This is a genomic window from Gordonia sp. YC-XJ4, from assembly GCF_059511865.1.
Window position 1 is genome coordinate 3,303,183 of the sequence record NZ_CM183447.1, and the last position, 21,148, is coordinate 3,324,330.

Consider the following 21,148-nt stretch of genomic DNA (forward strand, 5'->3'; position numbering starts at 1 on the left):
GCGTCTCCGCGTCGAGCGCTCCGGCAGGGCTGCACCCGCAGCGACCAGAAAAAAGCCAACAGCGACCATCGCCAGTTCGCTAAATTGAACTTGTGACAGGTAGGCACCGGCTGCAACCAAACAGCGGGACGTACGAATGGATGCGTCGACACCCCGAGGTCGGCGTCATCGTCGGCGGCATCTCACCAGTGGCCACGACCGTCGCCATCGCCTGGATCTGTTCGATGATCACGTAGCTACAAGGTCGACTCACTGGGCGTGGGTATGTCGAGCACGTCGCGCCATGCACACCTGGACGTGATGCCTTACGGCCTTACGGCCACCAGTAAGAGATTTCCGGCAGCTGATGCACCTGACCCACTGCATGACCATGACGGCGACACTAGAGGTCGGCACCGACAGGCAAATGCCCCCGGCTCACAATTACCATGGCGGGATCGAAGACCTGAGCCGAGAGTCACCAGAACGCTCCGGTTCCATCCAGCACCGTCCCATCGTCCCAACCACCGGAGGCGCAGCGAACGCAGGTGGCCTGCGAGGTCGGGCAGACCGAGCCACCTACACACGCTCGATCACCACCGGCAACTCACACTCGCCAATGATCAACTGCCAGGTCGGAGAGGACATGCTCGCAGTCCCAAGGGCTGATGCTGGCGGCAGCCTGACATCCGAAACGCTCAAGCGACTAACACCGCACGCATTCTCGTAGTTTCCGAGGATGCGCTCGTTGAACCGACCTGGGCGAACATGGCCTGCCGGCTCTCGACCACCATTGAGTCGACTGAATGGAGTCTCGTGAAGTGGTATGTGACCTGCCCGGCGGCCGCGAACCTCCCGCGCCGAGGGTGAGACCTATAGCGCCCTGCATCCGCGCAACGCGAACCCGAATCTGTGAGACTCGCAACCGTGAGTACGAATCGCACAGGACCATTCTGGGACGTCATCAACGGGTTTGCACCGCCGGCTCCGGCGGCCGCCCTGCTCGGCTGGACGCTGCGCGCGATCGATCCCGAAGCGGGCACCATCGAAGTCGGGTTCTCGGTGGACGAACGTTTCACCAACCCCGTCGGCCACGTTCAGGGTGGATTCCTGGCCGCCATGCTCGATGACACTCTCGGACCTGCTCTTGTCGCCACGCTCGGGCCAGATCAGTGGGCACCGACAGCCTCATTGCACGTCCAATTCCTCGCACCTGCACAACCGGGCCAGTTCGTCGGTCACGGCCGCATCGTTCGCAAGGGCAACACCATCGCGTTCCTCGCCGGCGAACTGTTCACTCCGAGCGGAACGATCGTGGCCACGGCCAATGCCACGACAACCATCCGCTCGGCACGAGCACGGTAGTGCAGACCTACTCGGTTGCCTCCGAGGACATTCCACTCTGGGTTCATAGCGTGCCGTGAGCGAGGCCGAGCTCGTTCTCCAGGGCGCGGCATACGAGGCGTCCGCGGTCGGGTGTGCCGGCGTAGTGCACCAGGGCGTGCGCGTTGACACCGTCGACCATGCCGAGGAACTGCCATGCCACATCAGCCGGCTCATCGGTGGTGAACTCTCCCGATGCGACGCCCTCCTCGATCACCCCGACCACCAGCGCCTGCCAGGTGTCCATCACGGCGCGCACCGCGGCGGCGAGTGAGTCGTTGGTGCGGCCAAGACTGAAGGCGTCGGCCCACACCGTGGTCACGTCGTCGCGCGAGGGTTCCAGCAGTGTCGCGACGAGTCGACGGAGTTTGTCGGTGGCAGACGGCGCCTCGGCAATTAATTCGGCGATCTCGTCGACCTCGGCGGTGGTCACGGTGGCGAAGGTGGCGGCGACGAGCTCGTCCATACTCGGCTCGTAGTGGGCCACGAGCGCCGGGGCGACACCGATCCGGGCGGCCACCGACCTCAGGGTCAGCACAGGAAGTCCGTCACTGCGGGCGAGTTCACATGCAGCCGAACGGATCTCCTCCGCACGCTCCTCGGGCGACTTGCGCGCGGCGCGCGGGCGGACCGCACTCGACGACCTGCTCATGCGGGCTCCGGTCCGGCCGGAGTCGCCAGGGCGGGGGCGTCGAGAACCTCCATACGCTGTCGCGACATCATCACCAGTCCAAGGTAGATGATCGCGGCCACCACGCCCGACCCGATCGCGCTGGGGTCGATGCCCCCGAAGATGTCGGCGAGGGGCCCCGAGTACAGGTCCGTCTGCACGCTCAGCAATCCGAAGGCCGAACCTCCGACCCACGCCGCGACGGCTGCCGGATTCCAGCCGCGGACGAACCAGTACCGTCCGCCACGGCGTCCTTGAGCGAATGCCTGCAGGTCATACGGGTCATAGGTGCGGGTGCGCAGCGCACCGACGACCATGACGACAGCCCATGGTGTGGCCACCGCATTGACCACCACCGTTGCCGCGGTGATCGCATCGACGGCGTCGAGGACGAAGACACCGACGTAGAGCAGGGCGACCGCCACTGCGGCCGCGAGCGCCGTGGTGTGGACCCGCTTGAGCCGGGGGAAGAAGGTCTCCAGGTCGAGTCCCGTCGCGTAGATGCACATCACGCCCTGACCGAAACCACCCGCAATCGACACGATCAGGATGGGGATCAGGAACCAGAACGGCGACGACGACACCAGGTCGGCCATGAACTCCCCCGAGTTCACCGTCATCGCCGATCCCGCGAAGGCGCCCAGGACCGCGGGCAGCAGGGTGCCGAACATCAAGCCGGCGAACAACGCCCACCGGATCGAGGAATCACTGTGGCGTTTGATCGAGATACGCCTGGTGTAGTCGCCGATGATCGGCGCGTAGGAGATCGGCCCGGCGGTGGCGAGCACCGTAGAGAGGACCATCGTCGACCAGTAGCCGCCGACCGCGAAATGTCCGGTGGCGCTGTGCACATCGAAGGTCGGCGCGAAGGCCACGAAGCCGAGCACGAAGACCGCCGCGGCCACGGGTACAAGGAACTTCTGCATGGCCACGATGGTGGCGTGGCCGAACAGTGCGACGGCCACGATCACGACCGAGACCACCGCGTACCCCACCCCCAGCATGACGGGGTTCTGCGGCAGACCCACCAGGCGATGCGCTGCTGCCACGAGAGCGTCGCCGCTGGTCCATACGGTGATGGCGGCGAAGACGATGGCGATCACCAGCGAGAGCGCCGATCCGATGAGCCGGCCCCGGATGCCGAAGAAGGCCCCGCTGGAAACGGTCATGTTGGTTCCGGTCCGCGGCGAGACGCCGGCCAGCGGCAGCACGACGACGGTCCCGATGAGCGTGCCGACGACGGTCGAGATCACAGCTCCCCAGAAGTCGAGTCCGAGTTGGATCGAGACCCAGCCGAACACGGCGATCGTCCAGCCCAGATTGCCGCCGGCGAAGACGGCGAACACATTGCGGGGGTTGGAGTCTCGCTGGCTCTCCGGCAGGTAGTCGACACCGGACTCCTCGATCCGTCCGACCCGGTCGGTCGGGTCCGCGATCACCTCGGCGCCGTCGGGTTGGTCGGGCTCGGATGGTGCAGGCGTCATGGCGGTACTCCTCGGCTGGTTCGAACCGCGACCCGATCGGGTCGGGGTGTGACAGCGATCATGTAGCGTGTTGATCACACAGTCAATAGCTATTGATCGGTCCGTCAATATTTCTCGGAAACCCTTGACTCGCGCGTCGACAACCGCCTACTCTCGACAGTTATTGACCACTAGATCAATATCGGACCAGCAAGGGGAACATCAAGTGTCGTGGACCATGCCCGCCGAGACCGCTCGGCACGACCGTGTGTGGATGGCCTTCCCGAGGGCCAACACCACCCTCGCCGAGAGCGCCGCAGACGCCGAAACCGCTTATGCCGCTTGGAGTACGGTGGCCAACACGGTCTCCGAGTTCGAACCGGTGACGGTGGTCGTCGACCCGACCGAGACCTCCCGCGCACGCACGATGCTCACTGCAGCCGTCGACATCATCGAGGCCGAACTCGACGACGCCTGGATGCGTGACATCGGCCCGACCTTCGTCACCGACGGTGCGGGACACCTCGCCGCCGTGGACTGGACCTTCAACGGCTGGGGCGCCCAGGAGTGGGCCGAATGGGACAACGACCGCCGCATCGGCCGCGTCGTCGCCGAAGCCGCGGGCGTGCCGGTCATCAGCTCGATGCTCGTCCAGGAAGGCGGCGCGATCCACGTCGACGGCGAGGGCACCGTCCTGGTCACCGAGACCGTGCAGCTCGATCCCGGCCGAAACCCGTACGCGACCAAAGAGACCGTCGAGGCCGAACTCGCCCGCACGATCGGCGCGCATAACGTGATCTGGCTGCCACGCGGTCTGACCCGCGATTACGAGCGCTTCGGCACCCGCGGACATGTCGACATGGTCGCGACCATCCCCTCCCCCGGCACGCTGCTCCTGCACCAGCAGCCCAACCCCGAACACCCCGACCACGTCGTGATGCGCGAGCTCCGGGACTTCCTCGCCGGGACCACCGATGCAGCGGGGCGCCAATGGGACATCGTTGACCTGCCCGCCCCCGACGCGATTCGCGACGAGACCGGATTCGTCGATTACAGCTACATCAACCATCTCGTCGTCAATGACGGGGTGATCGCCTGCGGCTACGGCGAACCCGCCGCCGACGAGCGCGCCGCCGAGATCCTCGCCTCCGTGTATCCCGGACGACGAGTCGTGACAATCGACGCGCGGGAGATCCTGGCGCGTGGCGGCGGAATCCACTGCATCACTCAGCAGCAGCCGTCCGTCGGGGATGTGTGATGACCAGCCGTCTGGAGAGCACTCCGCGCACACAGACTCCGCCGTTGGTGGAGTCGTCGATCGCCGAGCTGAGCCGGGCACTCGCGCAGGGCCGGGTGACCGCCGTCGAGCTCGTCGCCGCCTACCTCAACCGCATCGCGTATTACGATCGCCACGGCACCGCACTCAACGCGGTCCCGGTGCTCAATCCGGACATGTTCGCCGAGGCTCGAGCCTCCGACGAACGACGTTCTCGCGGTGAGACACTCGGCCCGTTCGACGGGATTCCCTATACCGCCAAGGACAGCTACCGGGTTGCGGGATTGTCGGTGGCGGCGGGTTCTCCGGCGTTCGAGAACCTGATCGCGGGCGACGACGCCTTCACCATCGAGCGACTGCGCGCGGCCGGAGCGATCTGTGTGGGCCTGACCAACATGCCGCCGATGGCCAACGGAGGCATGCAGCGCGGCGTCTACGGCCGGGCCGAAAGTCCCTACAACGGTGACTATCTCGCGGCGGCGTACCTGTCGGGGTCGTCGAACGGATCGGGCGTGTCGACCGCGGCGAGCATGGCCGCCTTCGGCCTCGGCGAGGAAACCTGGTCGAGCGGACGGTCGCCGGCGTCCAACAACGCGCTGGCCGCCTACACCCCCTCCCGGGGCGTCATCTCGGTTCGCGGTAACTGGCCGCTGACACCGACCATGGACGTGGTGGTGCCGCACACCCGCACGATGGACGACATGCTGGCGCTGCTCGACGTGCTGGTCGACGACGATCCGCAGACCCGCGGCGACTTCTGGCGGACCCAGCCGTGGGTCAACCTGCCCGCCGCATCCCAGGTTCGGCCTGCTTCCTACCTCGACCTGCGCGACGGGGACGCGTTGCGCGGCAATCGTTTCGGTGTACCACGCATCATTCTCGGGCAGGACGATAAGGCCGGGTGGCCGATCACGCCGCGGCCGTCGGTGCTGCAGCTGTGGGAGCGAGCCCGCGCCGATCTCGAGGCCGCCGGTGCCACGGTGGTCGACGTCGACTTCCCGGCGCTGACCAATTACGAACTCGACCGTCCCGGCGCGCAGGACGGCTACGCGCGGGGCATCCTGCCTGCCGGCTTCTTCGACGCCGAGATGTGGGATCTCACCACCTGGGCGTGGGATGACTTCTTGCAGGCCACCGGCGATCCGGCTCTGCACCGCCTGGAAGATGTCAAGGGCGAGCTGATCTTCCCGCTACCCGACGGCGCGATCCCCGACCCGCTCGACGGCTACTACGCACGCTACAACCTCGACATCAGCGAGTACCCCCACCGCGCAGCGCAAGGCATCACACCGCTGACCGAGATCCCCGACCTCGCCGACGGCGTGCGGGGCCTGGAAGAACTGCGCCGCATCGACTTCGAGGACTGGCTCGACGAGCTGGGGCTCGATGCCCTGGTGTTCCCGTCGGCTCTCGACGTCGGGGCCGCCGATGCCGACACCGACCCGCAGGCCCACGATCACGCCATGGCCAACGGGGTGTGGGTGTCGACGGGCAACACCATGATCAGGCACTACGGCATTCCGACGGTCAACGTCACCATGGGGACGATGAGCGATATCGGCATGCCGGTGAACCTGACGTTCGCCGGCCGCGCCTACACCGACAACGCGCTGCTCGCCTACGGGTGGGCCTTCGAGCACCGGACCAGTCGGCGTACGGCGCCACCGCGAACCCCCGAGCTGCCCGCACTCACCCGGCCGGGAACCCTCGCCGCCGGTGCCGCGCCCGAACTCACGATGACCGCGACAGCTCGCGGCGATGGCGACGTCACCGTCATCGAGGTCACCGGCAGCACCGATGCCCCGATGGTGCAGGTGTTCGTCGACGGCTCGGCGGTCGAGGTCGACCGCGACGACCATTCATTCACGGCGACAACACAAGTGCCGACCGCCGAACTACGCCGCACCCACTCGTCGTGGCGTGACCCCTACGGCGCGCTGGTCCTGGTGGTCGCGACGGCCGAGCACGGGGCAACCTCTGCCGACTACCGAATCGTCGACGAACCGGCCGGCTGACGACGGGCCTCAGGGTCAGTAGGCCGGCGGTTCTCCCTCGGCCGCCGGCCCCTTCTCCACGGGCGTGTTCTCGATGATCGACTTGTACGCGTGATTCTCGTGACGCACCATGCGGACGAAGAAGGCGACGAACAGGAGCACCGCGAGCACGAAGACGATCCACACCCCGACGGAGAACCCGCCGAAGGTGAACACCACAGAGGCTCCGTCGTAGGACTCGATGGGACTGAACATTTACTTGACCTCCTCGGTGGCGACGAGCAACTCGTCGGTGGTGCGCATGACGGTGACCGGAATGCCCTCGGGATACGGCGTGGCGGGAACCTCGGTGAGGTCGAGTCCCTGCTCCTCCACCTCGGGTGGAATACGCAGCATCCCCACCTTCTTCAGGGCAAGGGACACGAGGTAGGCGGGGATGAAGCCGAGCGCGACGAAGGTCAGCGCGCCCACGACCTGTCCCCAGAACGAGATCGACGGGTTGCCGTCGGTGTTGGGGTAGCCGGCCAGGAACACCCCGGCCATGAGCACCGAATACAACCCGATACCCCCGTGGACCGAGACCGCACCGACGACGTCGTCGATCTTGAACTTCTCCAACAGTTTTCCGATGAACGGGATCAACGCTCCTGCACCCAGGGCGATGATGAACGCCAGTGCCGGGTGATAGAGATCCATGCCCGACGCGACGCCGATCACCCCGGCCAGCCCGCCGGAGATCGTCCAGAACGGCTCGCCGCGCGAGGTCAGATAGGCGCCGATGATGCCACCGGCCAGACCCATCAACGTGTTGAAGGCGAACGCGGACAACGTGGTCGGGCTTCCGTAGATCGTCGCGTAACCGCCGGGCCCGTAGATGACACAGCCCATCAGGAAGCCAAAGAATCCGGTGAAGATCAACATCAGGCCGAGCATCGTCAGAGGCAGATTGTGGGGTCGGATGGTGACCGCCGACCCGTCGGCGCGAAACCTGCCGATGCGTGGACCGAGGTTGAGAAGTATTCCGAGAGTGGCGAATCCGGCGATCATGTGCACACAACCGGCAGCTCCGACGTCATGGAACCCCAATTTCGTCAGCATCCAGCCGGCGCCGTGCCAACCCCACGCCGCGCCGATGATCCACACCACCGAGCCGACGAGCACGGTGAGAACGAGGAATGCGCTGGTGCGGATTCGCTCCAGCACCGCTCCGGACATGATGGAGCCGGTCGTCGCGGCGAACAGGGCGAACGCACCCCAGAAGATGCCGCTGGCCGAGTCCTCGACGTTGGGTCCCATGTTGTCGCTCCACGGAAGCGCGGCCTTGGCGGCATCGCTGAACTCGATGAAACCGCTGGGCATCGCGTTGTAGAGGAACCACCCGACGAAGTAGAACGAGGCCACGATGGTGGCGAAGGCGAGCAGGTTTTTCATGGCGGTGGCCAATACGTTCTTCGACCGCGAGGCGCCCACCTCGTACGCCAGGAACCCGGCGTGGATCAACATCATCAATGCGATGGAGACCCAGTAGAAGAACTCGTTGTTGACCGACGCCATCGTGGTGATGGCGTCGGTGACCTCGGTGGACAAATCGAACCTCCCGGCACGCGAACTGTTTCTTCTCACTGAACAAGGCGTACCGACGGTGTACGCAGTGGTGAGATTAGGCCGGTGATGGGTCGACGATGTCACCAAAGGTAAACGGATCGTAAAGTACGCTTTCCCGACATAGAAGTCACGACCATCGGCCGGGACCGGCGCTCTGTGCTCTGTGCTCTGTGCTCTGTGCTCTGTGCGGACCGTCAGCCCCTTCGCTTGCGCCGCCGCCGATATGCTTGCACGAGCGGGCGACCCACCGCCGTCAGGTAGAAGGCACCGAAGCCCACCCCGATCGCGATCAGGAATCCGCCGAACACCCGATTCGATCTGGCCTCGTGACTCCGGTCGGACACATTGGAGGCGTGCGGCGGAAGCGGATCGCCCTTGTCGATGAGTTCCTCACCTTCCCGACCGAAGTGCACACACTCCTCGGTGGTGGTCATCGGTTCTCCTGCGCATGTCGTCGCAGCGGTGACCATGCTGATCCCCCCGGCGATCAGACACCCCGTCACGACCACCGGGATCAGTAGGCCGAACAGGATCGTCACCGGTCCTCGACGGCCTCGGGTCCGACCTGCGCGACCGGGTCGGACACGCCGTCCGTCGCCCGTGTCGCCCATCGTCTGATCCTCTCACAACCGACGGTGCCCGACGTCAGTCGGACATACTGCCGGCGATGACGAAAAAGCGTTCACCCTAACCCTTTTCGAGGTATTTGTCCGTATCGCGTCCCTGCCCTGTACGGCCGGACCCGGACTCGACAACCTCCTCCACGACAGTAGTGTCGATGGCAGTCCCACCAGCTTTCCGATCATCGGAGGTCGTCATGCTTCTCACCAAGCACACCCACGCCACCATCACCGTGACCGATCACGGCTCGACGCTCCTCGTCGATCCCGGCACCTTCACGCCGAATGCCGCGGAACTGTTGGCCGACGCCGACGCCGTCGTGATCACCCACGAGCACTTCGACCACTTCGATGCCGAGAAGATCCTTGCGGCCCTGCGTGATCACCCCGAGCTGCAGTTGTACGGCCCGGCCTCGATCGCCGAGCCCCTCTCCGAGGTCGCCGACCAGGTACATGCGATCTCGACCGATCAGACCCTCGACATCGCCGGATTCACGGTCGAGGCATTCGTCACCGATCATGCAGTGATCCATCCCGAGATCCCCGTGGTCGACAACATCGGTTTCCTGATCGACGGCACCGTCTTCCATCCCGGTGACGCCTACCTGAACCCCGGACGACCGATCACCACCCTGCTCCTACCGGTCAGTGGACCGTGGATCTCCACCGAGCAGGCCATCGACTATGTGCGGGCGGTGAAACCGCAGCGCAGCATCGCCATTCATGACCTGATGCTCAGCGATGCCGGCAAGTCGACGACCGGCATGTTCTTGGGTGAGAACTCGCTGACCGCAACACCACTGGAGACGATGGAACTCGGCGAGTCACGCGAACTCGCCGGCATCTGAGCTCTCCGACGACAGCCCGGCGATCGACACCAGCACGAACTGGCGCACCCGACCCGCCACGCGCGCAGAACAATTGGAGTACAGCGGGTCGGTGAGGTGTTCGGTGAGCACGACCTCGATCGGTCCGTGCGGACCTGTCAGGGCCACGATGATGCGGTGGTCCTCGTGCCGGACATCGAGCGGCTCGAGCGCATCGATGCGATCCTCGCCGGTCTGCTCACGCACGAAATGCTGGGCCGCCTGTACCGCGTGCGGCAGTGATGTACGGCCACGAAGCAACGAGTCAACCAGTCGTCCTTCCGTATAGTGCCGGATCAGCATCGCGGGATCGGTTGCCGAATCGACCCGCCCGTAACAGAGTCCGTGCGGAAGCACGAGCATCGTCGCGGCAAAGCGATCACCGCCCAGATGCGAACACTCCCATGTCCATTCGGGATAGGCCTCGGCGATCGCGGCGGTGGCGGCACGACCGCGCACCGCACAGCACTGATCGTGTTTGCCGTGGGCGCAGACCGCGACGACGGGATCGCGGGAGACCTCACCGGCCGACCCGTTGAGCGCAAGGTCCACATAGTCGGCCGGACCCGATACCTCACCACGACGCACCGATTCGTGTCCGGGGCGGGCGTCGACGACGAACCACCGCCATCGAGGTGTCGGTGGTCGTCGGCCCGGTCTGCGGATCGCGACGATCCGCATTCCCGCCGACTCGACGCGGCGCACGATGGCGCGTCCCAGGTCGGGGTCGAGGACCGACGGCGAGGTGAGGAATGCCGACGGCCCCCACGGACCGGAGAGTTCGAGCAGCAGCCATGAGGAGCCCGCCGACGCGGTACCGTACATCGGATCGTCACGAGCGAGGGACTGATCACTGCACGGGCGGCGATCGGTCATGACTCTTGTTCTGTCTCAGTACTTCTGGGCGTCGGTGCGACGACCGCCTCGCGCAGCAGCCGACGCAGCAGGACCTCCCCGTCGGCGGCGTCGAGTCCCGGTAGCCGGTCGCCGCGCACCGCTGTCCCGCGACGCACCTCGACGAGAGCGTCCGCGCAGAATCCGGGAAAGCTCATTGTCCGATCCGGGAGGCGGAGCTCGACGCGGCCGGCCACCTCGACCACCACTGCGGCCAGCCCCTGTCGCCACTGCACCGTTCCCACCGATGCCGGGTTCGACAACGCCTCCACCGTCGCGAGGGGACGTACCGACGCCGGCCGGGTGCGATCGGCGTGCCGGTGGGCGAGTATCTCGGCGGCCCCCGACTCGATCTCCGTGGAGCGGTCCCGCACCGCCTCGAGGGCTGCGGACAGTGTCTTGCCGACCAGCGCCGCAGTCGCGTCCGGATCGGTGAGATCGATTCCCATGGGCAATGATTCGCGTAATTCACGAAGTTCGGTGAGCTGTTCGACCACTGCTCCGAGGACATCGAGCGCGGTGAGTGCGGCGGTGCCGATGGTGAGATGGATCGACGTGGTGCCCAACGCCCGGGCCGAATGTACCCAACCCCGGGGCAGATAGAGCGCATCGCCGCTGCGCAGGACGGTGTCGATGACGGGCGGGTCGTCGGTCCGCCGCTCGATGTCCTCGCGATGGTCGGTCCATGGTTGCGAGTCCACCGGATCGAGGTGCACCGGTGCGTGCACGGTCCAATGTTTCTCGCCGGAGATCTGGAGAACGAACACATCGTGGACGTCGTAGTGGGGATCGAATCCCCGATTGCTGGGCGGGGTCACATAGGCGTTGGCCTGCACCGGATGACCGAGATCGTCGACGAGGCCACGGACGAGGTCGATGACCGGGGGCCACAGCCGGTGTAGTCCCTGTAGGACGATCGTGGCTCCGTCGGCGAACTGCGCCAACACCTTTGCCGAGTCCACCTGGTCGGGCATCTCGGCCCCGAAACCCGCCGGACCCACATATCTCTCGCGGGCGAGCAGCGTGCCCTCCTTGGCCATGCGGATGAAGGGCGTGCGCACGCCGCGTTCGGCGAGGAGTTCGTCGACGGCAGCGGGTGAGAGGAGGTCGACGAAGTCGCGCGGTAGATTCACCGCGCGACTCAGCAACGGCGATCGACCCCAATGCTCGCGAGCGAAGACATCGGGGTCGATCGCGATGCAGCGTTCCAACATCGCTGTCGCTCAGGCAGTTCCGTCGGCTCCGCCGTCGTGGCCACCGGGGTTGGAGCCACCGTCGGCCGGACCTTCACCGTCTGCGGTGCCGTCGGCTCCGCCATCGTGGCCACCGGGGTTGGAGCCACCGTCGGCCGGACCTTCACCGTCTGCGGTGCCGTCGGCTCCGCCATCGTGGCCACCGGGGTTGGAGCCGCCGTCGGCCGGTCCCTCACCGCCGGGGCCGGAGGTGGTGATGTCGTCGTCATCGAGTGCCATCGGTGATCCTTCCTCGAACGGGGCGTGCCCGTACGGCACCGCCCTCACCTCCACTATGAGCACATCTTTGGACCCATGGGGCCGTCCCACCGAAATCGTCGACGGTCCGGCTCCTCGTCACGACGCCGTCCACCAGCACGAATGCCGCTCTCCGGGCACCTCGGAATTCGCTGGTCCAACCCGCCGGTAACCCCTAGGCTGTGGCGATTCGTCGACACAGCGGAAGGCAGAACATGAGTTCCACGATCAGCGATGACCCGACACCGTCACCACCGCACACCCGGGATTTCCATCCGGGAGACATCGACGGGATCGTCGATCTCTGGGAGCGGACCGTCACGCGCCCCGCCGATGCCGTCTATTCGCTGTCGGAGGTGCTCGCGTCCTGCCGTGAGGATCATGCTCTGGTGGCTGTCGACGACAACGAGACCGTCGTCGGCGCGATCGTCGGCCGGGCCGCGCATGCTCAGGGGTGGATCGTGTTCTTCGGTGTGACACCGAGCCGTCACGATTCGACGGTGGCGAGCGCGCTGGTGAATCATCTGGCTCGCAAGATGGGACCGTTGGGGCTCGACCGCCTCTCGGCGATCGTGTCCAGCGACGAGGCCCGTTTCGACGACTATGTGCGCGAGGGCTTCTCCGCACGGGAGAACCTGCGCTATCTGGAGCGGATGGTCACCGTCAGTGCGCATGAACTGGCCGTGCTCCGTGAGCTGGGCGGCCACACTCTCCCACCGGATCTGTGGACTGCGGTGGGTGGCATGCACCGCGAGAAAGAACTCCTCGAACTGCGGCTCATCACCCCGCTCGACCGGCCCGATCTCGCCGTGCGGTTCGGCGTCGTGCCACCGCGGGCGGTGATCCTGTTCGGACCACCGGGAACCGGCAAGACCACCTTTGCCAAGGCGGTCGCCGCGCGACTCGGCTGGTCGTTTGTTGAGGTCTTCCCCTCTCGGCTGGCGGTGGACGGAGGTGGACTCGCATCGGGGTTACGGGACACCTTCGGTCGTATCGCGGAGATCAACCGGGTGGTCGTGTTCATCGACGAAGTCGAGGAGATCGCGTCCCGACGCACCGGCGAACCGGCCCACGCCGGACAGGGCGTGACCAACGAACTGCTCAAACTCATTCCCGAATTCCGTTCCAGCCCTGGCCGATTGCTGATCTGTGCCACGAATTTCATCCGTGCACTCGACACGGCGTTCCTGCGGCACGGACGATTCGACTACGTCATCCCGATCGGTCTTCCCGATCGGGAGGCCAGGGCGGCCATCTGGAACAGGTATCTGCCGCCCGCGGCGCGCGGCGTAGACGTGGAACGCCTCGTGGCAGCCAGCGACGGTCTGACGCCTGCCGATATCGAGTACGCTGCCCGGCGCGCAGCACAGGACGCACTCGAACGGGCCCTGCGCGACGACGCACCGGACAAGTCCGACGGTCCGTCCACCGCGGATTACGTCAACGCCCTCTCGGCGACGCGAGCGACCGTCGCCTCCGACGTGGTGGCGGATTTTCTCGACGACATCGACCAGCTCGCTCGGCTGTGACGTCCGCAACCGCAACCACGGTCGGCATCCTAAGCTGACGTCATGGGCTTCACCGGTTTTCCCGAGGCTGCGTTGGACTTCTACGACGATCTCGAGATCGACAACACGAAGGCATTCTGGACGGCGCACAAGGCCACGTACTCCTCGGCCGTGGCCGAACCGATGGCTGCGCTGACCGCAGACCTCGCCGAGGAATTCGGTGAGGCCAAACTGTTCCGGCCGTATCGGGATGTGCGGTTCGCCAAGGACAAATCTCCCTACAAGACCCATCAGGGCGCATACGTCGCGGTCGCGCCGGCCACCGGGTATTACGTGCAGATCGGTGCGCCCGGGGTCCGGGTCGGCGGGGGTATCTACGACACCTCGGCCGACCGGCTCACCGCCATCCGCGCCGCGATCGTCAACGAACGCAGCGGAACCGAGCTGGAGCGGATCGTCGGCGAGTTGTCCGACGCGGGTTGGGAAGTCGGCGGCGACAAGCTCAAGACCGCGCCGCGGGGATTCGACCGGGATCATCCGCGGATCGATCTGCTGCGACACAAGACGATCACGGTCATGCGGGACTACGGGTTCGATCCGGTCATCCATACCGCCGATCTCGTCGACCGCGTTCGGGTCGACTGGCGGACCACCACGCCATTGATCGAATGGATTCTGCGACACGGCAATGCATGAGGAGACCCTCAGGTGTGCCGGAAGCGCGGCCACACCTGCGACCACGGCTCGTGCGGCGGGTCGCATCGCCAGATGCCGACGCCGTCCTCGTCGTTGTCGAGGTGCTCGTGGTTCCGGAAACGTGCTGCGAGTGAACATGATCCGACGAGGTCCCGGAGTCCGGTGTCACCGAGGTGATCGATCAGCAGGACCGGCCCGGTTCGCGCGTCGGGCGGCGGGCCCCAGTCGTAGTAGCTCATGTGTCCCGAATACACCGGCAGCCCGGGATCGAAGCGGTCGATCGCCCCGGCCTCGCCGTAGTTGGCGGTCACCACCACGGCGCGCTCACGCTGATCGGCCGGGATCGCCGACCACACGCTGTCGACCGCTGCGGCGAACTCCGGCCACGCCACCTGTTCGCCTTGTTCCTTGTTGACCGGGTTGACGATTCCCACCAGGCCGACCGGTAGCACCGGCAGCGCGATCACGGCGTTGGAGACGACGGTGACGATCGACCCGGCGACGAGCAGCCGTCGTCGGGTGGGCGTACGTGCCCACTCCACCACCGGTTGCGCACCGGCCGCCATGAGCACGAGCAGAAGGCCTGCGGTGTAGTAGAACTTGCCGCCGGCCACGATCACGACGACGGCCGCCAGCAGGTAGGCCGGAGCGAACAGCCTGGCATATCGGATCCGCGAATCGCGCCAGAGCGCGCACCACCCCGCCACGCAGAGGGGCACGATCAACGGGCCGAGCAGCACCAGTTGCATCGGCACGAACAGCACCCGATCGGTGAACCCGTCATCGCCGGCGATCGAGGACGCGACCCGTCCCTGCGGAAAGTCATGTACCACTTGCCATCCGATGGTCGGCAGGGCCACGAGAACGGCGAGTACCGCGCCAACGGGCAGCCACCACGAACGCAGCACGACGCGCGGCCCGACGACGGGCAACGTCACCGTGATGGCACCGAGCAGAATCCCGACCGTGAGTTTGTTGTCCACCGCCAACCCACTCACCAACCCGATCGGCACCCACCAGCGTGGTTGCGCGCACCGCAGCATCCGGACGACCAGCAGTGAGATCACCAACCAGGCCAGCACGTCGGTGGTGGGAGTCGACAACATGTGCCCACCCTGCAGAACCATCGCGCTGACGGCGGCCGCGAGGGCGGCCAGCACCTGCGCTGTCGGGCCGGCCCGCAATTCCCGCGCGAGCAACGCCACGATGAGCACGGTCGACCCCGCGAGAAGTGCCGGGAGGACGCGCAGCCCGGTCGGCGAGTCCCCGAACACCGCGATTCCCACACGCGCGAGCATCGGCGTCATGAACGACTGGTCGACATACCCCCACGCCGGATGTTGACCGGCAACCCGGAAGTACAGCTCGTCGCGGTGGTACCCGTAACGGCCCGACAGGGCGAGCAGAATGACGACGAGCAGCACGGCAATGCCGGCCACCGTTACCACCGCCGGTCGCTGCCGCACCTCTGCCGTCGTCGAGGTCACCCTGTCATGATGGCCCACAGACGCGTGCCGGGTGCCGTTCCCGCGTGAGCACGGCGATCACAGTTGCCGCCCGATACCACTCGCGGCGACCTGCAGCGCCGCGAGCAGCCGATTGCGGTCCCGTTTGAGCGTGGGTACCACGACCCCGATGGCCGCGACCACCGACGTCGGATCGCTGACCGGTATCACCGGCACGGCCAACGAGCAGGCTCCGGGCGACATCTCCTCGCTGGTGGTGGCGTATCGGCGTGCCCGGATGTCCTCGAGTTGACGTGCGAGGACATCCGGCGAGGTGATCGTGTGCGCGGTGATCCGCACCAGGTTCGACATCGATTCTGCGGCAACATCATCCGGTGCGTGCGCCAACAGCACCTTGCCGACGCCGGTGCAGTGCAACGGGAGCCGACTGCCGACGGTGCTGACGATCGGCACCGAGGCACGCCCGGCCATCCGCTCCACGTAGAGCACCTGGGCTCCATCGCGAACCGCGAGGTGCACGGTCGCCAGCGTCGCCGCATAGACGTCGTGCAGGAACGGCTCCGCGACCTGCTTGAGTCGGCCCGTGACCGGTGCGCGCAGACCTGCCTCCCACAGGAGCCGACCGACCACGAACCGGCCGTCGGGACGGCGGGCCAGCGCGTCTCCGGCGACGAGTTCGGCCGCGAGTCGGTGCGTCGTCGCCACCGGCAGCCCCGACCGCCGGGCGAGTTCGCTGAGCGTGAGCACTCGGTGGCGCTCGTCGAACGCCCCGATGATCGCCAGGACGCGTGAGGTGACAGTGGCCCCGGCGATCGAGGTGTTGCCGGCCATGAGGACTCCTTACGACACACGCTTTCCGCTCAGCGGAAGCCTACTCTTTTCCGGCTCACACCGACCGACCTACTGTGAGCCACATGACAGCCCTCAACACCAACCCCGACAGCGCGTCGGCGAGCCAGCGGGAGATCAGCGGTGAGATCACCGCCATCGAGACCGCATATCAGCACGCCGGCATCGAGGAAACCCAGCCGCGTCTGGACTATCCGCCCTATCGCAGCAGCCTGCTGCGCCATCCGACCAAGGACCCGCACCACGCCGATCCGGAGACCCTCGAACTGTGCTCGCCGGTGTTCGGGGAACGTGATGTCCACAAGCTCGAAGCCGACCTCACGATCGCGCATCGCGGCGAGCCGATCGGTGAGCGCATCGTGGTGACCGGTCGTGTACTCGACGGTCAGGGCCGGCCGGTGCGTCGCCAACTCGTGGAGATCTGGCAGGCGAACTCGGCCGGGCGCTACATCCACAAACGGGACCAGCACCACGCGCCGATCGACCCCAACTTCACCGGCGTCGGGCGATGCCTGACCGACGAGGACGGGAACTACCGCTTCACCACGATCAAACCCGGCCCCTATCCGTGGAAGAACCACCACAACGCATGGCGGCCCGCACACATCCACTTCTCGCTGTTCGGAACCGATTTCACGCAGCGGATGATCACCCAGATGTACTTCCCGGGCGACCCGCTGTTCCCCTTCGACCCGATCTACCAGTCGATCGTCGACGCGAAGGCACGCGAGCGACTCGTCGCCGCCTACGATCACGACGTGACCAGTCACGAATGGTCCACCGGTTACCGTTGGGACATCGTGCTCACCGGCAGCAATCGCACCCCGCTCGACGACGAGGAGAACTGATGACCGCCCTGCTGCCGCCCACACCCGCTCAGACCATCGGACCGTTCTACGGGTACGCACTGCCCTTCGAGGGTGACAACGAGCTGGTGCCGCCACGCTCCCCCGGCTCGATCCGTTTGCACGGACTCGTCACCGACGGCCACGGCCAACCCATCCCGGACGTGCTGCTCGAACTCTGGCAGGCCGACGCCGACGGCACCGTCGTGCAGCGAGCCGGATCGCTTCGCCGAGACGGGTGGACTTTCACCGGTTGGGGACGCTGCGCCACCGATGACGCCGGCGAATATTCGTTCAGCACAGTCCAACCGGGACCGATCGACGGCGCCGCACCCTACTTCCTGATCACCGTGTTCGGTCGCGGCCTGCTGCATCGACTGTTCACCCGCGCCTACCCGCCCGGTCCGCTCGCCGAGGCCGATCCTTTCCTGGCCGGCGTGCCCGAGGATCGGCGCGCCACCCTGATCGCGGCGGCCGATGCCGACGGATTCCGTTTCGACCTGCGCTTGCAGGGTGCCGACGAGACCGTCTTCCTCCACTACCCGGGACAGTAGACGTTGCGCGATCTGTTCTGGCCGGGCGATCACCGCGCAGGCGACCTGATGAGCGAGGAAGCGCTCTTGCGTGCCCTTGTCGAGGTCGAGAACGCTTGGCTGACAGCACTTGTCGGCAACGGTGTGGCACCCGCCGAGGCTGCAGCGGACCTCCGTCCCCTCGTCGGGGCGGACGATCTCACGGCCATCGCCGTGGACGCTGAGGCCGACGGCAACCCCGTCAGCGCGCTGGTGTCGCTGCTGCGGTCGCGCACCGACGGCGCCGCTTCGGCGTGGCTGCACCGGGGACTGACCAGTCAGGACACCCTCGACTCGGCACTCATGATGTGTGCGCAAGACGTACTGCGCCGCGTCGAGGATCAGGTGCGGACGCAGGTCCGGGCGCTACAGGCACTGATCGAGGCCCATCGTGACGCTCCCCTGCTGACGCGCACACTGACTCAGCCGGCACTGCCGGGCACCGCGGGCCGCAAGTTCGGCGTATGGCTGACCGCCATCCTCGACGCCGCCGACACCCTCGACGCCCTCCCGCCGATTCCCGTCCAGATCGGTGGCGCCGCAGGCACTCTGGCAGCGCCGGTCGAATTGACCGGTTCGGTGCAGGCCGCGCGGGCACTGGTGACCGCAACGGCAGGCACCGTGGGTCTGGCAGCTTCACCGCCGTGGCACACCACGCGCGCCACCACCACCCGCATCGGTGACGCGCTGGTGACCTGCTGCGACGCATGGGGGCACCTCGCAGGTGATCTGGCGATCGCCGGACGTCCCGAGATCGGCGAATTCACCGAGGGCGGCGGTGGCGGGTCATCGACGATGCCGCACAAGAACAATCCCGTCCTCACGGTGTTGCTCCGACGGGCCGCGCTCGTCGCACCGGGCCTCGCCGCGACCCTGCATGCCGCGTCGGCGGCGAGCATCGACGAACGCTCCGACGGAGGGTGGCACGCCGAGTGGTGGACGCTGCGCACCCTGAGCCGCCACACCGTCACCGCCGCCGCCCAGGCCGCGCAGTTGCTTACCGGATTACAGTTTCATCCCGACCGCGCCGCCGCCAATCTCGTCTCGGCCCAAGGCATTCTGACCGAGCAGGAAACGATGTCACGACTGGCGGGACATGCGGCGTCGCCGGACTATCTCGGCGCCACCGACATCCTGGTCGACGACGTCGTGACGCGCGCGCACCGCTATCTCGAAGGAGCCCATTCGTGACCGATCCGTACACCGATCCCTACGACGCCGGAATGACGGTCCGCCGTGAGGTTCTCGGCGACGCACACGTCGACCGGGCGAACGCCGCCATCACCGACCTCACCGAGGAGTTCCAGCAGTTCATCACCCGCTATGCCTGGGGAACGGTCTGGACGCGCCCGGGACTGGACCGACGCAGCCGGTCGATGATCACTCTGACGGCGTTGATCGCACGCGGCCATCACGAAGAACTCGCCATGCACATCCGCGCCGCCCGCCGCAACGGACTCACGATCGACGAGATCAAGGAGGTCATCCTGCAGAGCGCCATCTATTGCGGGGTGCCCGATGCCAATTCCGCATTCCGCATCGCCTCGACCGTGCTCGCCGAGGAAATCTGAGTCACCCCCCGATCGATCACCCCGCGCCGAGCGCGTCGACGTAGTACCAGCGGCCGTCCTCGCGCACGAAGCGACTGTGTTCCGACATCGTCCGGCGCACTCCGTCGGTTCGGTGGTGGGCGACGAAGGCGACCAGTCCGGCGTCGTCGAACGGACCACCGCCGGAGGTCTCGGTGACGTCGAGGCGATACCAATCGATCTCGTCGTCGAGTTCGAGATCGCCGGGGCGGGTACGCCGATGCCACGTGGCGAGCAGGTACTCCCGGTCGCCGACGGCGAACGCGGAGAATCGTGAACGCATCAACGCCTGTGCGGTCGGTGCGCGCCGCCGGCCCTCGAGAAGCGGTCCGCAGCACTCGCCGAAGGTCAGCCCGGAGGTACACGGGCATCGGTCATCGGTCATCGGAGGACACCACACGCATGAGTGCCAGCGTATCCGCCTTCTCACACGCCCTCGCGGTCGCAGCGAGCTCCACGGTCGCCGAACATCGCCCTAGGCACCCCGCCCTTGACATCCCCGCCGGGGACCGGAAGATTCGGCGACGTCAGGTGATCTGGAGTCAACGGTGAGAAGGTCTGCAATGAGCCGCAATGTGCTGATCGTCGTCGGAACCGGGGGCATGGGTGTGGCCATCGCGCGTCGGCAGGGCGGCGGGCGACGGGTGCTGCTCGCCGATGCCGATGCGACCGCCCTCGACGTGCGGGTCGACGCCCTCGACGGCGAGGGGTTCGACGTGTCCGGCCATCCGGTGGACGTGGCGTCGGCTGATTCGCTGCGGGCACTGGCCGAGCACGCATCCGGGCTCGGCGCCGTGGACCAGGTCGTCCACACGGCCGGTTTGTCGCCGGTGCAGGCGAGCGCGGAGGCGATCCTGCGAGTCGATCTCCTCGGGGTCGCCCTGTCGCTGGACATCTTCGGCGAGGTCATCGCCCCCGGCGGTGCGGGTGTGGTGATCGCGAGCATGGCCGGGCACATGTTCGGGCCGCTGCCCGCCGATCAGGCCGCGGCATTGGCCGCCACCGCCGCACAGGACCTGCTCGGCTTGGGTTTCCTGCAGGGTGACGTCGCCTCGAATCCGGCACTGGCCTATGGGATCGCCAAGCAGGCCAACCACATCCGCGTGCGCGCCGCAGCCCGCAGCTGGGGCGCCCGCGGCGCCCGGATCAACAGCATCTCTCCCGGGGTGATCGCCACGGCGATGGGTCGCCAGGAACTCGCCGGCGCCAGCGGGGAGACGATGCGGTCGATGATCGAGGGCTCGGGCACCGGACGGGTGGGCACCGCGTCCGACATCGCCGCCGCGGCCGCCTTCCTCCTCGGCCCCGAATCGTCGTTCGTCACCGGCACCGACCTGCTCGTGGACGGCGGCGTGGTCGCCTCCCTGACCGCACAGGGCTGAG

General features: G+C 66.7%; 21 protein-coding genes and 1 pseudogene. 11 read left to right on the forward strand and 11 right to left on the reverse strand.

All coding sequences use genetic code 11. The features are described 5' to 3' along the window. Positions 1-906: 906 nt before the first annotated feature. Positions 907-1,344 carry a PaaI family thioesterase gene (locus AC5ZH6_RS14595; protein WP_014360269.1) on the forward strand — a complete coding sequence of 146 codons (438 nt, stop codon included), beginning with the start codon at positions 907-909 and terminating at the stop codon, positions 1,342-1,344. A gap of 43 nt (positions 1,345-1,387) precedes the next feature. On the opposite strand, the gene AC5ZH6_RS14600 is transcribed toward AC5ZH6_RS14595, so the two are convergent. Both AC5ZH6_RS14600 and AC5ZH6_RS14605 read right to left on the reverse strand, forming a co-directional pair. Continuing rightward, complete coding sequence (locus tag AC5ZH6_RS14600) at positions 1,388-2,014, reverse strand: TetR/AcrR family transcriptional regulator (RefSeq protein ID WP_014360270.1); 627 nt, start codon at positions 2,012-2,014, stop codon at positions 1,388-1,390. Beyond that, positions 2,011-3,516: a purine-cytosine permease family protein gene (locus AC5ZH6_RS14605; protein WP_014360271.1), complete on the reverse strand. Its 1,506-nt coding sequence runs from the start codon at positions 3,514-3,516 to the stop codon at positions 2,011-2,013. Before AC5ZH6_RS14605 ends, AC5ZH6_RS14600 begins: the two co-directional genes overlap by 4 nt. A 205-nt stretch (positions 3,517-3,721) precedes the next feature. Here AC5ZH6_RS14605 and AC5ZH6_RS14610 point away from each other — a divergent pair, with 205 nt between their 5' ends. After that, on the forward strand, positions 3,722-4,753 hold the full coding sequence (locus AC5ZH6_RS14610) for an agmatine deiminase family protein (protein WP_006369642.1): 1,032 nt from the start codon (positions 3,722-3,724) through the stop codon (positions 4,751-4,753). Beyond that, positions 4,753-6,786, forward strand: coding sequence for an amidase (locus tag AC5ZH6_RS14615; RefSeq protein ID WP_288337984.1), 2,034 nt, complete (start codon positions 4,753-4,755; stop codon positions 6,784-6,786). The genes AC5ZH6_RS14610 and AC5ZH6_RS14615 overlap by 1 nt, the downstream gene beginning before the upstream one ends. 15 nt (positions 6,787-6,801) lie before the next feature. On the opposite strand, the gene AC5ZH6_RS14620 is transcribed toward AC5ZH6_RS14615, so the two are convergent. From AC5ZH6_RS14620 to AC5ZH6_RS14630, 3 genes are all read right to left on the reverse strand, one after another. Next, positions 6,802-7,020 carry a hypothetical protein gene (locus AC5ZH6_RS14620; RefSeq protein WP_006369644.1) on the reverse strand — a complete coding sequence of 73 codons (219 nt, stop codon included), beginning with the start codon at positions 7,018-7,020 and terminating at the stop codon, positions 6,802-6,804. Continuing rightward, entirely contained in the window at positions 7,021-8,352 is a 1,332-nt protein-coding gene (locus AC5ZH6_RS14625; protein WP_006369645.1) for an ammonium transporter, read from the reverse strand. A gap of 212 nt (positions 8,353-8,564) precedes the next feature. Next, positions 8,565-8,909 carry a hypothetical protein gene (locus tag AC5ZH6_RS14630; protein ID WP_020170989.1) on the reverse strand — a complete coding sequence of 115 codons (345 nt, stop codon included), beginning with the start codon at positions 8,907-8,909 and terminating at the stop codon, positions 8,565-8,567. Positions 8,910-9,148: 239 nt separating this feature from the next. Here AC5ZH6_RS14630 and AC5ZH6_RS14635 point away from each other — a divergent pair, with 239 nt between their 5' ends. Beyond that, positions 9,149-9,838 carry an MBL fold metallo-hydrolase gene (locus AC5ZH6_RS14635; protein WP_231386657.1) on the forward strand — a complete coding sequence of 230 codons (690 nt, stop codon included), beginning with the start codon at positions 9,149-9,151 and terminating at the stop codon, positions 9,836-9,838. Here the strand turns inward: AC5ZH6_RS14635 and AC5ZH6_RS14640 are convergent. Genes AC5ZH6_RS14640 through AC5ZH6_RS14650 form a run of 3 tightly spaced genes read right to left on the reverse strand, consistent with a single transcriptional unit; the run spans position 9,815 to position 12,222 of the window. Further along, the gene (locus AC5ZH6_RS14640) at positions 9,815-10,732 is read right to left on the reverse strand and encodes a ferredoxin family protein (RefSeq protein ID WP_020170987.1); all 918 of its coding nucleotides are present in this window, start codon (positions 10,730-10,732) and stop codon (positions 9,815-9,817) included. The two genes, AC5ZH6_RS14635 and AC5ZH6_RS14640, sit on opposite strands and share 24 nt — an antisense overlap. Then, positions 10,729-11,964 (reverse strand): cupin domain-containing protein, encoded by a 1,236-nt coding sequence (locus AC5ZH6_RS14645; protein ID WP_288336855.1) that lies wholly within the window; start codon positions 11,962-11,964, stop codon positions 10,729-10,731. The genes AC5ZH6_RS14640 and AC5ZH6_RS14645 overlap by 4 nt, the downstream gene beginning before the upstream one ends. 9 nt (positions 11,965-11,973) lie before the next feature. Then, positions 11,974-12,222 (reverse strand): hypothetical protein, encoded by a 249-nt coding sequence (locus tag AC5ZH6_RS14650; RefSeq protein WP_026920060.1) that lies wholly within the window; start codon positions 12,220-12,222, stop codon positions 11,974-11,976. 233 nt (positions 12,223-12,455) lie between these two features. Between AC5ZH6_RS14650 and AC5ZH6_RS14655 the strand changes: the two genes are divergently transcribed. Continuing rightward, positions 12,456-13,769: an ATP-binding protein gene (locus AC5ZH6_RS14655; protein ID WP_231386656.1), complete on the forward strand. Its 1,314-nt coding sequence runs from the start codon at positions 12,456-12,458 to the stop codon at positions 13,767-13,769. Between the two features lie 42 nt (positions 13,770-13,811). After that, positions 13,812-14,444 carry a DUF2461 domain-containing protein gene (locus tag AC5ZH6_RS14660; protein WP_006369654.1) on the forward strand — a complete coding sequence of 211 codons (633 nt, stop codon included), beginning with the start codon at positions 13,812-13,814 and terminating at the stop codon, positions 14,442-14,444. Between the two features lie 8 nt (positions 14,445-14,452). Here the strand turns inward: AC5ZH6_RS14660 and AC5ZH6_RS14665 are convergent, their stop codons facing one another. Beyond that, on the reverse strand, positions 14,453-15,931 hold the full coding sequence (locus AC5ZH6_RS14665) for an ArnT family glycosyltransferase (RefSeq protein ID WP_288336851.1): 1,479 nt from the start codon (positions 15,929-15,931) through the stop codon (positions 14,453-14,455). A gap of 57 nt (positions 15,932-15,988) precedes the next feature. After that, on the reverse strand, positions 15,989-16,741 hold the full coding sequence (locus AC5ZH6_RS14670; protein ID WP_006369656.1) for an IclR family transcriptional regulator: 753 nt from the start codon (positions 16,739-16,741) through the stop codon (positions 15,989-15,991). Between the two features lie 83 nt (positions 16,742-16,824). On the opposite strand from AC5ZH6_RS14670, the gene pcaH reads away from it, so the two are divergent. From pcaH to pcaC, 4 genes are read left to right on the forward strand one after another with little or no spacing between them, the layout of a single operon-like run. Next, entirely contained in the window at positions 16,825-17,607 is a 783-nt protein-coding gene (gene pcaH / locus AC5ZH6_RS14675; RefSeq protein ID WP_211544693.1) for a protocatechuate 3,4-dioxygenase subunit beta, read from the forward strand. Next, on the forward strand, positions 17,607-18,158 hold the full coding sequence (gene pcaG, locus AC5ZH6_RS14680; protein WP_288336848.1) for a protocatechuate 3,4-dioxygenase subunit alpha: 552 nt from the start codon (positions 17,607-17,609) through the stop codon (positions 18,156-18,158). The genes pcaH and pcaG overlap by 1 nt, the downstream gene beginning before the upstream one ends. 3 nt (positions 18,159-18,161) lie before the next feature. Beyond that, the gene (locus AC5ZH6_RS14685) at positions 18,162-19,367 is read left to right on the forward strand and encodes a lyase family protein (RefSeq protein WP_288336846.1); all 1,206 of its coding nucleotides are present in this window, start codon (positions 18,162-18,164) and stop codon (positions 19,365-19,367) included. Then, the gene (pcaC, locus tag AC5ZH6_RS14690; protein ID WP_014360284.1) at positions 19,364-19,747 is read left to right on the forward strand and encodes a 4-carboxymuconolactone decarboxylase; all 384 of its coding nucleotides are present in this window, start codon (positions 19,364-19,366) and stop codon (positions 19,745-19,747) included. The genes AC5ZH6_RS14685 and pcaC overlap by 4 nt, the downstream gene beginning before the upstream one ends. Positions 19,748-19,763: 16 nt before the next feature. On the opposite strand, the pseudogene AC5ZH6_RS14695 reads toward pcaC, so the two are convergent. Further along, positions 19,764-20,169: pseudogene (locus tag AC5ZH6_RS14695) on the reverse strand (YchJ family protein). A 159-nt stretch (positions 20,170-20,328) separates the two neighbouring features. Here AC5ZH6_RS14695 and AC5ZH6_RS14700 point away from each other — a divergent pair. Continuing rightward, positions 20,329-21,147: an SDR family oxidoreductase gene (locus tag AC5ZH6_RS14700; RefSeq protein ID WP_288336843.1), complete on the forward strand. Its 819-nt coding sequence runs from the start codon at positions 20,329-20,331 to the stop codon at positions 21,145-21,147. Position 21,148: the final 1 nt, after the last annotated feature.

Bases quoted from the DNA above. Each gene is read 5' to 3' on its own strand.
- AC5ZH6_RS14660 (WP_006369654.1), top strand. From the start codon at position 13,812: ATGGGCTTCACCGGTTTTCCCGAGGCTGCGTTGGACTTCTACGACGAT.
- pcaH (WP_211544693.1), top strand. From the start codon at position 16,825: ATGACAGCCCTCAACACCAACCCCGACAGCGCGTCGGCGAGCCAGCGG.
- AC5ZH6_RS14700 (WP_288336843.1), top strand. From the start codon at position 20,329: ATGAGCCGCAATGTGCTGATCGTCGTCGGAACCGGGGGCATGGGTGTG.
- AC5ZH6_RS14600 (WP_014360270.1), bottom strand. From the start codon at position 2,014: ATGAGCAGGTCGTCGAGTGCGGTCCGCCCGCGCGCCGCGCGCAAGTCG.
- pcaG (WP_288336848.1), top strand. From the start codon at position 17,607: ATGACCGCCCTGCTGCCGCCCACACCCGCTCAGACCATCGGACCGTTC.
- AC5ZH6_RS14650 (WP_026920060.1), bottom strand. From the start codon at position 12,222: ATGGCACTCGATGACGACGACATCACCACCTCCGGCCCCGGCGGTGAG.
- AC5ZH6_RS14620 (WP_006369644.1), bottom strand. From the start codon at position 7,020: ATGTTCAGTCCCATCGAGTCCTACGACGGAGCCTCTGTGGTGTTCACC.
- AC5ZH6_RS14635 (WP_231386657.1), top strand. From the start codon at position 9,149: ATGGCAGTCCCACCAGCTTTCCGATCATCGGAGGTCGTCATGCTTCTC.
- AC5ZH6_RS14605 (WP_014360271.1), bottom strand. From the start codon at position 3,516: ATGACGCCTGCACCATCCGAGCCCGACCAACCCGACGGCGCCGAGGTG.
- AC5ZH6_RS14615 (WP_288337984.1), top strand. From the start codon at position 4,753: ATGACCAGCCGTCTGGAGAGCACTCCGCGCACACAGACTCCGCCGTTG.
- AC5ZH6_RS14640 (WP_020170987.1), bottom strand. From the start codon at position 10,732: ATGACCGATCGCCGCCCGTGCAGTGATCAGTCCCTCGCTCGTGACGAT.
- AC5ZH6_RS14645 (WP_288336855.1), bottom strand. From the start codon at position 11,964: ATGTTGGAACGCTGCATCGCGATCGACCCCGATGTCTTCGCTCGCGAG.
- AC5ZH6_RS14670 (WP_006369656.1), bottom strand. From the start codon at position 16,741: ATGGCCGGCAACACCTCGATCGCCGGGGCCACTGTCACCTCACGCGTC.
- AC5ZH6_RS14655 (WP_231386656.1), top strand. From the start codon at position 12,456: ATGAGTTCCACGATCAGCGATGACCCGACACCGTCACCACCGCACACC.